Genomic DNA, 13,807 nt, shown 5'->3' with positions numbered 1-13,807 from the left:
GTCCATTTTCTTACTTTACTATTGAAGCCGCCACAAAGATTGCACATTTGGCGGCTCCCAGCCAACCAGTGAGGTATGAGGCTGGAGACAAACATAGGAGAGGCCTGCGTAGGTTACTGTACTGCCAGCAACATAGCTTGTTTGAGCAGCCCAAAAAGTTGTTCCACCCGAGCCAGCTGTTGTTGAGGCTTGAAGTACGTTGCTAGCTGCCGACAAATTCCCTGCAGCATCCTTTGCTTTCACTGTAAAGCTGTAGGCTGTGTTTGCTGTAAGACCGCTAACGGTAGCTGTAATTCCAGCAACATTGAGGCTGGAAGATCCATAATAAACGGTGTAACCGGTAACGCCGACATTATCCGTTGATGCTCCCCATGAAAGACTAATGGTAGAAGCTGTAGCACCTGTTGCTTGAAGATTATTTGGGGCAGTTGGCGCTGTAGTATCCGCTGGTCCTGCATTGCCGCATGGACCAATTAATTTCCACACGCTGCTAATATCTGGGCGCTCTCCTTTTGTCCACCATTTAGCTTCGTATTCAGAGCCGTTGTAGGAAGCGCGCTGTCCGCCTGTATAGGCTGTGTCGGTGTTCCATTGCTGTACGGTGCAAACATTTGCTGGGCTTGTAGTAACCGTAATTGGCGTACTTGCACCAGACACATTGCCTGCTGCATCATATGCCTTCACTGTAAAGGTATAGGCAGTGTTAGGGGTTAATCCGCTAATTGCTGCGCTTGTACCCGTTGCATTCACGTTTGTTGTACCGTAAGTCACGGTATAACCGGTTACATTAACGTTATCCGTCGAAGCGTTCCATGCTAAGTCGACACTGGATGCACTTGTACTTGTCGTGCGTAAATTAGCAGGTATTGAAGGTGCTATTACATCCACAACGGGTGCATCAGTTGTTACATTAATCACATTGCTCGCGCCAGAAATATTGCCCGCTGCATCTCTCGCTTTTACAGTAAATGAATACGCTGTGTTAGGTGTCAAACCGCTGATTGTTGTGCTTGTACCTGTAACGGTTGTTGAAGTTGATCCATATGAGAGGATATATCCCGTTACTCCTCGATCATCGGTAGATGCACTCCAAGACAGGCTCGCACTCGTGGACGTTTTGGCGGTTAATTGAAGATTTGCAGGAACTGACGGAGCTGTAACGTCACCTCCACCCGAACCATATTGATCGAGATAGGTACGGTGACTCATAGAAAATAGATTGTTCGTATATTTATCCCAGTTGATAGACCAGGTCATCAATCCTTTCAAATCAGGATAACCAGCGGTATTGCGAAGAACGTAGGTTCCGCCGAAAGGTATACCTTTTATAAGATAATCAAGAGCTTTCTGCACGTTAGCCGGTGTTGTATAACCTCCGCCTGCTGCTTGTGGTGAAGCGGGCAAACCAATGACGATTTGATCTGGACGAAGCGCCGGAAACATATTATTCGGGTTGCCTCCGACTGGAAATCCAACAAGCAGCATTTCAGCCATAGCTACATGGAAGTCAGGCGTACCTTGAGAATAGGCTTTACCATCAAGGCCTAACATGGGACCCGTATTATAATGCTGAACATGCAGGTAATCCAGCTCGATTCGCAGATCGTAGATGACAGGGAGGTATGCTCCCCAAAGTCCTGTATAGTTTCCTGCTCCACCCTGAACATAGGCCGTTTCCGGTGCCATGGTTAGAAGGAAATCTGGACTATAGCTATTTAATATTTCACGCGTAGCGGAAATTAAATTTACTATTTTTGGAGTGGTAGGGGCTTTGAAGTTGGTGTCTCCTGTGTTAAGGGCAAGAGAGCTGCCTTCAAGGTCAATATCGAGTCCGTCAAATCCATATAAATTAATAATACCCTTCATCGTGTTCACAAATGTTGTTTTGGCCTGAGGTGTAGTAAGCTCCACTGCGCCGTTAGCGCCTCCGATGGATATGAGCACCTTTTGTCCTCTCGCTTTAAGGAAAGCAACATCAGACTGAAACTCGCTAACTGTTGCGTTGTAAGGCGTGAACACCATATTGCCAGTATGTGCGCCACCTGTTGGTTCGGCAAAAGCGACTTGGATCACATCGTAATCCGGAGAAATATCTCTTAAACGAATATTGGTAGAGAAGTTGTCAAAATTATGCCAGTAGCCTACGATTATTTTGTTGCGAGTCGTTGCGGCCTCTACTCTATCCGTACCTAAGGGTAATCCAGTCAATACTAGCAGCGCCGCTAGGGCAGCTAAAAGAGCTTTCATCATTCGTTTCGTTGATCGCGAATAATTTTTCATCGTCAACTATCTCCCTTCTCAATATAAAGCTTCTGACCACTACCTTTTTGTAAGCGATTACATTCAATCTCTTAAAAACATCACCTCCTAACCGTATAAATGGGATGTACTTAGAGTGTGGCGACAAACCGAGAGGTACAATAGAGTTCGACTCTTCTTGCAATGGAGTAAGAAAACTTGATAGGCAAATAGGAGACTAATTCAAGAGGAAACAACTTTTATTTTGAGGGGGAAAGGAGTAAAAATAAAGGGGGATTTTTCCTGTAGTTTAGGGAGAAAAATCTATCACTTATCGCTGCACCCGGCAATTCTGAATCAGCATAGGCGATTGCGAGAGGCGCTGCCAATGAATGAGCGGTTGTCAGTCTTTACTCTCAGGTATACAATGTGTAAGGAGAAAATCAGAATGATAGTTTTAGTAAAGGGAGTGCAACAGGTTTGTCATCAAGTGCTTTAGCTTCAGCTTCGCCTTCTTTCCATGTTCGTTTAACCACATTGCTTTTAGTTGTTGTAGTAGCCGGTATGAGTCAAGGGCTGCTGCTGCCATTGCTTTCGATTATGCTGGAGGATTCAGGCGTATCATCAGATATGAACGGGATTAATTCAGCTGCAATGTATATCGGAATTTTTTGTACAATGTTTTTCGTTGAGAAGCCGGTCATGCGTTTTGGGTACAAAAAAGTCATTTTAGTCGGCATTTCGTTAGTTACACTTGCTAATCTACTGTTTCCATTTACTCATTCGCTGGCGATATGGTTCGTCTTGCGTTTGCTGGTTGGTGTCGGCGATAGCTCGCTCCATTATGCGACACAGTTATGGATCGTAAGCTCCAGTCCAGCGGATCGACGGGGGAAATTTATTTCGCTGTACGGTATGGCTTATGGACTCGGCTTCAGCTTAGGGCCGCTGGGCATCAATCTTCTTCCACTTGGAAGGGCGGTTCCTTTCTTAGTGTCGAGTTTATTTTTTGTAACTGTACTGATGCTTGTGCTGCGTATGAAGAATGAAATGCCGGAGCGGGCAGCACGAGGAACGGCGTCTGAGAATCGCTTTGTAAAAACCTACCGCCTCGCGTGGTTTGTCCTTATACCTGGCTTCTTATATGGACTCATGGAAGCTTCTATGAATAGCAACTTTCCGTTGTATGGATTGCGGATCAACCTGAGCCAGCACTGGATTTCGCTTCTGCTTATGGCATTCGGAGTCGGGGCTTTAATTCTTCAGCTGCCGCTTGGCATTTGGAGTGACCGGATCGGCAGGAAGCCGGTTTTGATTGGATGTGCAGTGGTAGGTGCTCTCGTATTTTTCACTATACCTGTGGCTGGAGATAATATCGCGCTGCTCTTTGTATTATTTGCTATTGCTGGCGGAGTGGTTGGATCGTTTTACTCTTTAGGTCTCGCTTATGCAGCTGATATACTGCCTCGGGCGATATTGCCTGCGGCGAATGTTATCGCTTCGATTCACTTTAGTATTGGAAGCATCATGGGCCCGACGCTTGGCGGTTATGGGATTCGTTATGTTTCTGTTCATAGTATTTTTCTATTTTTAGGAGCGGCTTTCCTTATCTTCGCGCTGCTTGGTTTTGGATTTCGGCCAAAAGCAGCTGAGGTGCCAAAAGTAGAGATTTCTAGCTGAGTGCTAAAGTATGGTTCGTGCATAAGTGCTTCTAGATCTATTTGGGTCGTTTAATTTATATTGAGGGGAATAGGGCTAGTTTCTAGTCCTATTTTTTTTCTCTAGCTTTTGAGGCGCATTCATTGTCAAAAGAAAAAAATTCAACCTTTGTGGACTGATTACTGAGCTGAATGAACGGCTAACGGGCAGGCAGGGTGGTTCCAATATGTGGTATATTTGATTTAATGACATTCTTTAAGCGGAGGTGCTTATGAATCCTGCTTTTGACACCTATATCCAATCGCTGGCTGGCCAGGACGTGACCATCATCGGCGCCGGCGTCAGCAATTCACCGCTGATTCGCATGCTGTGCTCAGCAGGGGCGCACGTCACCGTTCGCGACCGCAATCCGGTTCTGCCCCGGGAGGAGTGGGACGATCTAGGCGCCCGGTTGCGTCTAGGGGAGAATTACCTTGACCGCGTTGGGGGCGATATCGTGTTCCGCACTCCGGGCATGCGCCCAGACCATCCGGCGCTGGACTCGGCCCGCGCTGGCGGCAGCCGTGTGACCAGTGAGATGGAGGAGTTTTTTGCGTTGTGTCCTTGTCCTATTTTCGGCGTGACCGGTTCGGACGGTAAGACCACCACCACATCGTTAATTGCAGATATGCTGGCAAACGGGGGGCGTACAGTTCATCTGGGAGGCAACATTGGCACGCCACTGCTGACGCGCGCGGGCGAGATGTCGCCGCTGGACGTGTGCGCGGTCGAGCTATCCAGCTTTCAGCTGATGGATATGACGCGCTCTCCCCATGTGGCGGTCATTACCAACCTCTCGCCCAATCACCTCGACTGGCACCGCGACATGGATGAATATATCGCCGCCAAGCGTCGCCTGCTGGATTTTCAGAGTGCTGACGACCTTGCCGTTCTTAACGGCGACAACCCGGCTACCGCCACACTGCGCGGGCGGGGGCGGACCAAATATTTCGGCGGGCACACGGTCTGCGATGGAGTGATCGACGGTCTGGTACCTATCAGTGACATTCGTTTGCCCGGGTGGTATAACGTGGAAAACGTTATGGCTGCCATGACCGCCGTGAGGGGGACCGTGCCGGACGAGGCAATTCTGGAGACGGTACGCACATTTGTCGGCGTGGAGCACCGAAACCAATGGGTGGCCACTGTGAACGGCGTGCATTACTACAACAATTCAATCGGATCCAGCCCCGCCCGTACCGTTGCCACGCTGCACGCGCACGTGGGCCGAGTGCTGCTGATCGCCGGCGGGAGAGATAAGAACGTACCTTTTGACGAGATGGCTAGGCTGCTGCCTGATCATGTCAAGGTGTTGCTGTTGATCGGCGAAGCGGCCAGTCAAATCGAGGCTGCAGCGCGCAGCGTGCCGAGTTGCCCGCCAATTTTCCGTTGCGAAGGCTTGGCCGAGGCCGTGGCGCATGCGCACAAGCTGGCCGCACCGGGCGACACGGTGCTGCTGAGCCCTGCCTGCACTGCATTTGACCAATACAGCAACTTTGAAGAACGCGGGCGCCACTTTGTAGAGCTGGTCGGGACGCTGCGTCGTTCGGAGAGATAGGATTGAATAAGACACAGGCGTTTTCCGGGAAATCCTGATTGCCCTCATGTGTAGTAAACGGGAATGGGTAACGTTAGCTCAATAATACAGCGGCAGTTTAGGACTTTTTTTTCCGTCCACGACTGCCGCTGTTTTTTTATAGTTGGGGCCAGTATACAACGAAGCTCCTATGTGAATAGATTTTTTTGCTCCAATCTCTAATGTTAAGAAATTATATCGTTTGCTCCAAAAGCATAGACAGAGCCTTAGCAATCTCTTATTTTAGACATGTGGTCATTTGGGTGGAGCTGTTCAAATCAATCGTAATAGGAGGTCAGCATTAGCGGCATAGTTAACATGAGATAGGCAGATGAAGCAATTACAACATTATAATGGAGGATTATAACATGTTATCTAGTAAGTGGGCCAAGCTGGCAGCAACTTTTATTCTAACAGCAAGCTTTGCAGGGCAAAATATAGCGTTGACAACAACATTTGCGGAAGCGGGCAATCAGTCGGCTGGGACATCTGGCACTGGAAAATGGATGGCAGGGGAATACCATGCCCATACCTACGTTTCAGATGATGCGCAGCAATCAGTTCAGACGGTGCTCGATCAAGCTTTTGAAACCTATGGGATGGACTGGATGAATTTATCTGATCATCTGAGAACTTCAAAGCGGGATGATGAAGGAAACTCGCTTCCTTCTTCGATATCATTTAAAGATGCTGTTAATAAATATCAGGTAAACATTATTAATAAACTAAAAGACGCAGGAAAGTACAAGGATAAAATTATTTTTTCAGGGTTTGAGTGGGATATGCCAACCTACGATCATGTCGGAGCAGGCATATTAGCGGATAGCGAAGAAAGCAGCTTAAAGGCAACGAGCCTTTTTGAATATTTGTATACGGATCGCCCGGAGAGCATGTTTGACCCGGCAGTTGTAGCGGAGTGGAAATTGCAGTACCCTACGCGACCTGCACTAAATGCGGCTACCGCGCGCGATGCTGTGAAGTGGTTGAAAACAAATTATGCAGATTCCAGCTATATGATCATTAATCATCCATCCAGAAAGCTTGTCAATGGCAATGCGATTTTTCGAATTTCAGATATACGTGATTTTAACAATATAGCGCCAAACATCTTTTTTGGGATGGAGGGCATGCCAGGCAATCAGATGGAGCCAGATAGAGCCGGCTTGAATCAAAATAATCCCAAGACCAAGACGTACGGCGGCTCCGACTATATGATTGCTAAGGTTGGCGGGGTGTGGGACGCGCTGCTTGGAGAAGGTCGCCGGTTTTGGAATTTCACCAACTCGGATTCCCATTTCAAAGTATCGCAAGGTCTTTATTCCAGTGGCTACGCGCCGGGCGAATATTCCAAAAATTATACATGGGTAGAAGGCAGCGACATGGCAGCTGTGCTGGACGGCATGCGTTCAGGCAAATCATTTTCGACAACAGGTGATCTGATTAATGCGCTAGATTTCACGATTACTAACGGTGCAAACAAAGGCGAAATGGGGCAAAACTTGAAGGTGAAGGATGGCGATGCGCTTAAGCTGACTATTCGTTTCAAAAGCCCGCAGACAAACAATTACGCCGTGATTAAAAGTGAAAACCCAGCAATCAATGACAAATATATTTACCAAAGTGACGTGACAAATGCCGTTAAGGTTGACCACGTAGATTTGATAGCCGGTGATGTTACAGGTGAGGTTAAGTCTGGTACGGATGAATACAACAAAGATACGAATGATTCAACGAAGGTCATTGCCAGATTCACGAGCGAAGACTGGACAACAGACGCGGAAGGCTACAATGTCATTACGTATGATCTCGATCCAGCTTACAAAGATCAGTATTTTAGACTAAGAGGCACTAATCTTGGCGAAAATGTAGCTGGCGAAACTGAAAACGGCGAGCCGCTCATTGACGTCAGAACAGAAGACGATACAACGATTGAGGATCTAGATATCCGTTATATGAAACGGTTTAATGAAATTAACGATCGCAACTACAAGGATCTTTGGTTTTATTCGAATCCTATCTTTGTAACGAGTGAGCCAAAAGACGATGGCAACACAGATCCAGGTCCAGGACCGATCGTGACGCCTCCTCCGGCTCCAGCTAATTCTGTAGAAGTAGACTTGGATGCGTCGAAAGGGGCTGATGGCGCAATTAAAGATGTTATCAGCTTTAATGTGCCAGCAGGCGCTGCAGCTGTTAACGGAAAAATAAGCGCTAAGGTTGTAGGGGCGAATGAGGCACCGTCGGCTGGGACGCTTGATGCGCTTAGTCCGATGGTCGAATTCCAAAGCACAGCAGGCAACCAATTCAACAAACCGGTTGAAATTAACTTCAACTACAAGAAGGATCAAGTCCAATCGGGCAAAAAAGCGGCCATTTATTACTTTAACGAGCTGCAAAAGCGTTGGATATATGTTGGCGGCACTGTCAAAGCAGATGGTACAATTTCAGCAAAGGTGAACCACTTTACCAAATTTGCGGTTTTCCAAGCAGAAGCAAAGCTATTCTCCGATGCGACAACGCACTGGGTGGCACCATTTGCGGATCGCTTGCTTGGCATGAACGTAATTCAAGGTTTTGAGGATGGGACATTCCATCCAGAAGAGAAGGTTACCCGTGCTGCCTTTGCCAAAATGATCGTGCAAGCTCTGGGACTGCCAGCGGCTTCAGGAGCTGCAGGCTTTGCGGATAACAGCGACATTCCAGCATGGGCTGGAGCTGATGTAGCTGCTGCGGTGCAAGCGGGTATTTTGAAAGGCTACGAGCAAAACGGGAAGATGTTTTTCAAGCCAAATCAAACGATTACACGCGCTGAGATGTCAGTCATGATTGCGAATGCTTTAAAGGCTAACGAGCAGCAGCCAGCAAGTGCGGAAATGGCATTTAAAGACGCAGCTGCTATCCCGGCATGGGCGAAGGACTCCATCAACCGTGCGGTTTCGGAAGGTATTATAACGGGCTATACCGATCTAACGTTCCGTTCGGATCGTGCAGCAAGCCGAGCGGAAGCCGCGGCCATGATTTTCAGGCTGCTTGATCGCTTGTATATTTAAATACGAAAGAACCTTCAGCCGCCTATGGAGCAGCTTGAAGGTTCTTTTTTTGTATATTGCAGCGTCATTCATAGCACGAAATAGCGGTACTCTTAATGGAAGCTTGATTGTTTCCATTCTAATATGGATGAGAGTAAGACATTTAAAGCTGCGTTTGGGTTAAACGAGGAGCGATTATTAAACGAACTGGCAGTTTTACGCAACAAAACTGATGACGAGCTCGTTTTTATGTTGAAACGGATTTATAACAAATGAGGGTGGTTTCTAAATGAAGAAGTTATCTTGTTCATCTGTTCTTACTCTGTGCATCGTACTTTGTCTTATCCTAATAGTCGGATGCTCTAATGCTAATGAAGAGACTAATACAGGAGAAATTACTGATTGGGAACTTACAAAATATAAAACTATCAACGACCTTGAAGGAGTAACGATGTCTGTTAAGAAAGGAATGGTCACCACTACTGAATTGACTGTAGTATTTGATAATAACTCTGGTAAGCAATGTATTTATGGTGAATATTTTTTGTTGGAAAAGAAAATGGAGGGTAGTTGGTATCAAGTCCCTGTTACTATAGATGGTAATTACGGAGTTAATAGTATTGGACATGGCTTGGAAACTTCAAATGTTAGCGAATGGACAGTTGATTGGAATTGGCTCTATGGAAGACTGGTTACTGGTGAATACCGAATAGTGAAAGATATACTCGATTTTAGAAAAGCAGGCGACTACGATACTTACTTTTTGGCGGTGGAGTTTACTATCAATTAGCTGTTAGTTTGAAGTTTATTCTAAAAGAGCACATTTTACTTGATGCCTTAGGCTAACGGGCAGATTTGCTTAACAACAGAACTGATAAAAAATGGTAATATGTTAAGAAAGGAGGTAAGGGAATGTATGCACAAATTTTTCTAGGTATTTGGATGCTTGTAACCGGGGTTTGTCATTTTTTTAAACTTAATTTTCTTCTTAGAAAATCCGTAATAGATATTTTGAGTGAGGATGAGCTAGCCTCATACCAAAAAAGATTGATATTCCCACACATCTTATTAGGAATGACTTTTATTATAATGGGAATTTTTGAAAACAAGGGTATCCTCTCATTACCAGTATTTCTAGGGATATATATTATATTGGGTGCTGTTTCAATAACCATGATTTTAATAAATAACAAAAAACACTTAGGCTATTATATTTGGTAACGTTTCCAGGAATTGAAGTAACGGGAAACGATAGTTCAATGACAACAGGCTGAATCGTTAAACTACCATCGCATCTTATTCAATGATTGGGGTATCTAGATGTATAAAAGCATTCATTGGCATGCGTTTTTCAAAGTGAATACAGAGGAGAAGGCTCGAAAATTACTCTCAAGATTCGAAGAGGTTTGTGAGACGAATGCTGTCCTTTTATCCTGTGAACGTTATTGGAAGGATTCGGCTTTATATGATGTTGGTTTTAGCACATCCTTAAATAAGGACGATATTTCTCATGCCGTTTTCTCAACCCTAGTAAGTGCTCACAAATTGGCTTATGAATGGCAGGTTTCTGGTCCTTCCAATTCAGAATCGGGAATTTGGGAATTTAGTGGACTAACCACTAAAACAAAAGTTACAGGTATCGAATGGATTCGGTTTAGAATAGAAAGCGAACCATTATTCAATTAACGTGACACTATAGTGTAGCAATCACCAGGACAAGACTGCCGGAAATAAACGGCAGCCTCGTTGAGCTAACGGGCAGTTTAGATTAATGAATACACCTCTCTTTTCTGGACAGATTAATCTATGTTTGGTGGATTAAGGTAAAGGAAGGGTCGAGGTTCTTGAGGGTAATAATATGCTTTGTAATTCTATTCTCATTGGTTGGAATGCAATTTTGTAATGCTGTTGATGAGAAGCCACTTAAGGACTCAAAAGAATTGCAACTTCAAGATATGCTCGTATTGCTTTTGCTTCCTCATATGAGAGAGAAACTTGCTGAGGCGTATTCGGATGTATTTTCTGTACCAGGTTCACCCGATATTTATCCTTATTTTGTTGATGTGAAGGATATAAAAAGGGTTAATGGCTTCCGTGGTTTTGATTTTTTGATTACTCTTGATGTACGTCCAACAGTTGGACCTCATATCCCTGTCGGTGAAGATGTTTTTATATATCGAATGTCGCCAGCTGGAGTTGAGCTTAAAAATTTTGAACATGTTAGAGGACCAGATAAGAATGATTTCCCCCCAAATTATCAAGATCTTTTGAGGTAACGGGTAACGATAGTTGAACATACCTATGGCTGTGGCGGCTGCTCCCATTTTTTGCTAAGCTAACGGGCAGGAGAGTTCAGCCAATAGTTTGAGAAATTTTTAAGTACCTTGTGAAATGGAAATCGTACACATAATAACAGCTATTCCCTGGAGTTTAAGCTTCAGGACAGAAATTGCAGCGGTTGACCGTGCAAAATGGTTATGACTAGGCATGCGTATAGTCAAGTGGTTATTCACCTACATAGTATAAGATACACTTTCATGTAATATCATGAATATTTTCCGTTAGGAGTGATGTTATGGTTCAAATGCGAAATATAGGACCCATGAGACAACCGCCGCAGTCACCTCCTCCCGCATTCATCCCGCCGAAACCCGCTGTTTCTTATATCGTTGACTGCGTTTACCAGTACACTTATATTTGGCTTAGGTCTGGCGAGAACTTCTGGTTTTATCCGACATCTGTCGATATGGACGGTGTTGCTGGGTATAGATGGAGCGGATCATACTGGTACTTCTATGGTATCGATCCGCGATTCATCGATGCCGTATCGTGTCCTCCGATCCCTACCCTTTTCTGATCACTAAAATCGGAGTGCCAGTGGTACTGTTTACTCACCGCCTTTGGCTCGCCCGATGTTGCCTCCAAAATGCGTTTCTGCGAGACGGTAGGAGACAATCGGGAGGCACTCAATTTGCTGCGCTGGCGGGGTTTGCAAAGTTTCTAAGTGTTGAGCCACTGAATAACAAGGTGGAGAAACCTTCAGAAGTAGCCAGTATCATTTTTGAAAACAATCTCTTACCTCGTTGAACTAACGGGGAGGATAGTTTAATGATTGGGGCTATAAGGCTTTACTAGATAGAACAATGTATAGTGTACTGTTAAGCTATGGGAGACCATAACAAAACCACCTTTTCAAAGGTGGTTTTGTTATGGTCAAATACTAGTATCAAAATTTAACATAGCCTAGATTTTAAATATTGCACCCACATCCCGTGCAGCTCAGCTTCCGATACTTGAAATGCGCCTTGAAAATCAGTGGCATCGCGTATGAATTTGTTGAGCGCATCTAAACTGTATGAATGGATGAGATATTCTACGAGCAAGTGCGAGAATCCATATCCCCCTATCTTCTCGAAATCCCAGGTATCATTAGTTAATGCTTGAAAGCTAGGGACAGCGTTATTTTGAATCGCTTCGGAGGTGCTATACTGGATATATTCTTGTGACATTTGTTTGGCTTCATGCCCGCCGAGCCCGTGTGTAAGCCATTTCGGTGCCAACGGATTGATATCTTTCACTAACCACATCGTAAACAAGCTTATAGTGTGCCGTAGTACCGATTGATACGTATGTTCAGGGCCTGGGTTGAGTGGGGATACGATTTTAATTTTATTGTCTTCATAGGTTCCCATAAACCAATTGGGCGCATCCGGCTCGTTTATTGCTTGATGAAAAGTGGCCAGATCCGGATAGATCTCAATAGCGATTTTCTGAGAAGGTCGATGACGATAGGTTGTAATAATTCGATCTACATTGCTTTTCAACTCTTCAAATAAGTCATGGTATACCTTGTTCATACCATCATTCTTGGAGGGAGCCTCACTTTTATCCACAATTGATACCAATTCTTTAATAGACATGATTGTAATGTCACCCCATTCTTTTAATTCTTTTTTTAGTTTGTTTAAGGCACGATAGAGTCTGTTCTTGACTGCGCTTTCAGGCATCCCGATGATTTTGGATATTTCCAATAAAGTGCAATCGACGAAAAAACGCAATGATATGATTTGCTGATCTAATTCATTTAATCGGGCTAATGCAGCACTAATATCAAGACGGATATCGACATCTCTAGCAATATCGAGGGATATCGATTGGGACTGAAAATCGATTACTTCGTGCACCATTTCTTTATTTCGTGATCTCGTACGATACTCGTTTTTCACAATATTTTGCGCGATTTTGAATAGCCAAGTAAATATACTGGAGTTACACTTAAACAAGTGAAAGTTTTCCATTGCTTTTAAAAAAGCTTGTTGCGTTAAGTCATCGGCAGTTGCCGAATTTGTCTTTACTGCAATATAATTTCGAATTCTATCTCGATATTGATTATAAAAGGCTTCGAAATGCTGGATGTGCTCCTGCTCCTCCGGAAGAACAGGGATTTTCTTTTTGTCTTGAGCTCGTGACACCAGTATTACCTCCTCCTGAACTTACAATTCATTAGACACCGAAGGGAGGTAAAAAGCCACATCATTTTAAAATAATTTTACACGACGCCATTCCACTTTTTTTAAACCCCGAAAAAGCAAAGCGTAAAGGCAATTCAGTTATGTGGTATTAAGTGAGGATTACCAATGGAGAAAGAGATTCAGGAGCTTGAAAAACGTATTGGCTTTCTGGAAAAGCAAGTTCAGAACAAACAACTTCAGTCATCTAATATATTGAGGTTGAGCTTAACTTTTATAATAGTACTCGTGACTTTGCTCATCTTTATTGGAATCTTTCAATTTATAACCCCCCAACCAATTGAACTAAAGGGCAGGTTAGTTCAATTCTTTCGCGAATTTCTTAAGCAAGGCGAATTAACGAAAGTGGTGTCTAATGATATTTCTTATAATAATAAGTTTAGTACTGTGTACTTTACACTTCTAAACTTCAAACGACTCAAAACTTTTAATAAAAAATTCAAAACTATTATTACAGTTTTTATTATTTGTACTTATATTTTTGGTTTGTTTTTATTCATTAGGGAATTTAATTTCGATAAATTCAAGCAAGAATCAATCCCAGTAATCGTCGTAGTAATAATCAGTTTAATAATTGATTTATTAATCAGAATGAAAAGAAAGATGACATAGACTAAGCTAACGGGAAACGACAGTAGATTGCAATTCGGAAATCCCTCATTTGTTTATTGCTGTAACAGGTATTTTTCATGCGGAACTTTTTTGGCGTTCACCTGAATTGAGAAAGCGAATCTGTT

Annotated in this window: 10 protein-coding genes; 8 read left to right on the top strand and 2 right to left on the bottom strand. The window is 44.1% G+C overall.

Annotated features, from left to right (window positions below; translation table 11 throughout):
* Positions 1-18: 18 nt before the first annotated feature.
* Entirely contained in the window at positions 19-2,280 is a 2,262-nt protein-coding gene (locus AC0VYE_RS29540; protein ID WP_475444292.1) for a fibronectin type III domain-containing protein, read from the bottom strand.
* Positions 2,281-2,718: 438 nt separating this feature from the next.
* Here AC0VYE_RS29540 and AC0VYE_RS29535 point away from each other — a divergent pair, with 438 nt between their 5' ends.
* From AC0VYE_RS29535 to AC0VYE_RS29505, 7 genes are all read left to right on the top strand, one after another.
* Positions 2,719-3,918, top strand: coding sequence for an MFS transporter (locus AC0VYE_RS29535; RefSeq protein WP_076267294.1), 1,200 nt, complete (start codon positions 2,719-2,721; stop codon positions 3,916-3,918).
* Positions 3,919-4,168: 250 nt separating this feature from the next.
* On the top strand, positions 4,169-5,494 hold the full coding sequence (murD, locus tag AC0VYE_RS29530) for a UDP-N-acetylmuramoyl-L-alanine--D-glutamate ligase (RefSeq protein ID WP_475444290.1): 1,326 nt from the start codon (positions 4,169-4,171) through the stop codon (positions 5,492-5,494).
* A 386-nt stretch (positions 5,495-5,880) separates the two neighbouring features.
* On the top strand, positions 5,881-8,562 hold the full coding sequence (locus tag AC0VYE_RS29525) for an S-layer homology domain-containing protein (protein WP_475444288.1): 2,682 nt from the start codon (positions 5,881-5,883) through the stop codon (positions 8,560-8,562).
* Positions 8,563-8,830: 268 nt separating this feature from the next.
* Positions 8,831-9,331, top strand: a complete 501-nt coding sequence (locus AC0VYE_RS29520) for an immunoglobulin-like domain-containing protein (protein WP_475444286.1) — start codon at positions 8,831-8,833, stop codon at positions 9,329-9,331.
* A 122-nt stretch (positions 9,332-9,453) separates the two neighbouring features.
* Complete coding sequence (locus AC0VYE_RS29515; RefSeq protein WP_475444284.1) at positions 9,454-9,762, top strand: hypothetical protein; 309 nt, start codon at positions 9,454-9,456, stop codon at positions 9,760-9,762.
* A 99-nt stretch (positions 9,763-9,861) separates the two neighbouring features.
* A complete protein-coding gene (locus AC0VYE_RS29510; RefSeq protein WP_475444282.1) occupies positions 9,862-10,227 on the top strand; it encodes a hypothetical protein in 366 nt (121 codons plus the stop codon).
* Positions 10,228-10,385: 158 nt separating this feature from the next.
* Positions 10,386-10,817 carry a DUF3888 domain-containing protein gene (locus AC0VYE_RS29505; RefSeq protein ID WP_441913536.1) on the top strand — a complete coding sequence of 144 codons (432 nt, stop codon included), beginning with the start codon at positions 10,386-10,388 and terminating at the stop codon, positions 10,815-10,817.
* A 957-nt stretch (positions 10,818-11,774) separates the two neighbouring features.
* Here AC0VYE_RS29505 and AC0VYE_RS29500 read toward each other — a convergent pair.
* Complete coding sequence (locus AC0VYE_RS29500) at positions 11,775-13,013, bottom strand: RNA polymerase sigma factor (RefSeq protein ID WP_475444280.1); 1,239 nt, start codon at positions 13,011-13,013, stop codon at positions 11,775-11,777.
* Between the two features lie 165 nt (positions 13,014-13,178).
* Here AC0VYE_RS29500 and AC0VYE_RS29495 point away from each other — a divergent pair, with 165 nt between their 5' ends.
* Positions 13,179-13,682 (top strand): hypothetical protein, encoded by a 504-nt coding sequence (locus tag AC0VYE_RS29495; protein WP_475444278.1) that lies wholly within the window; start codon positions 13,179-13,181, stop codon positions 13,680-13,682.
* The last annotated feature ends 125 nt before the right edge of the window (positions 13,683-13,807 follow it).

This window comes from Pristimantibacillus sp. Z349TD_6 (genome assembly GCF_056173205.1).
Note: the sequence above shows the minus strand (reverse complement) of the source record. Positions and strands in the feature narration are given on the sequence as shown.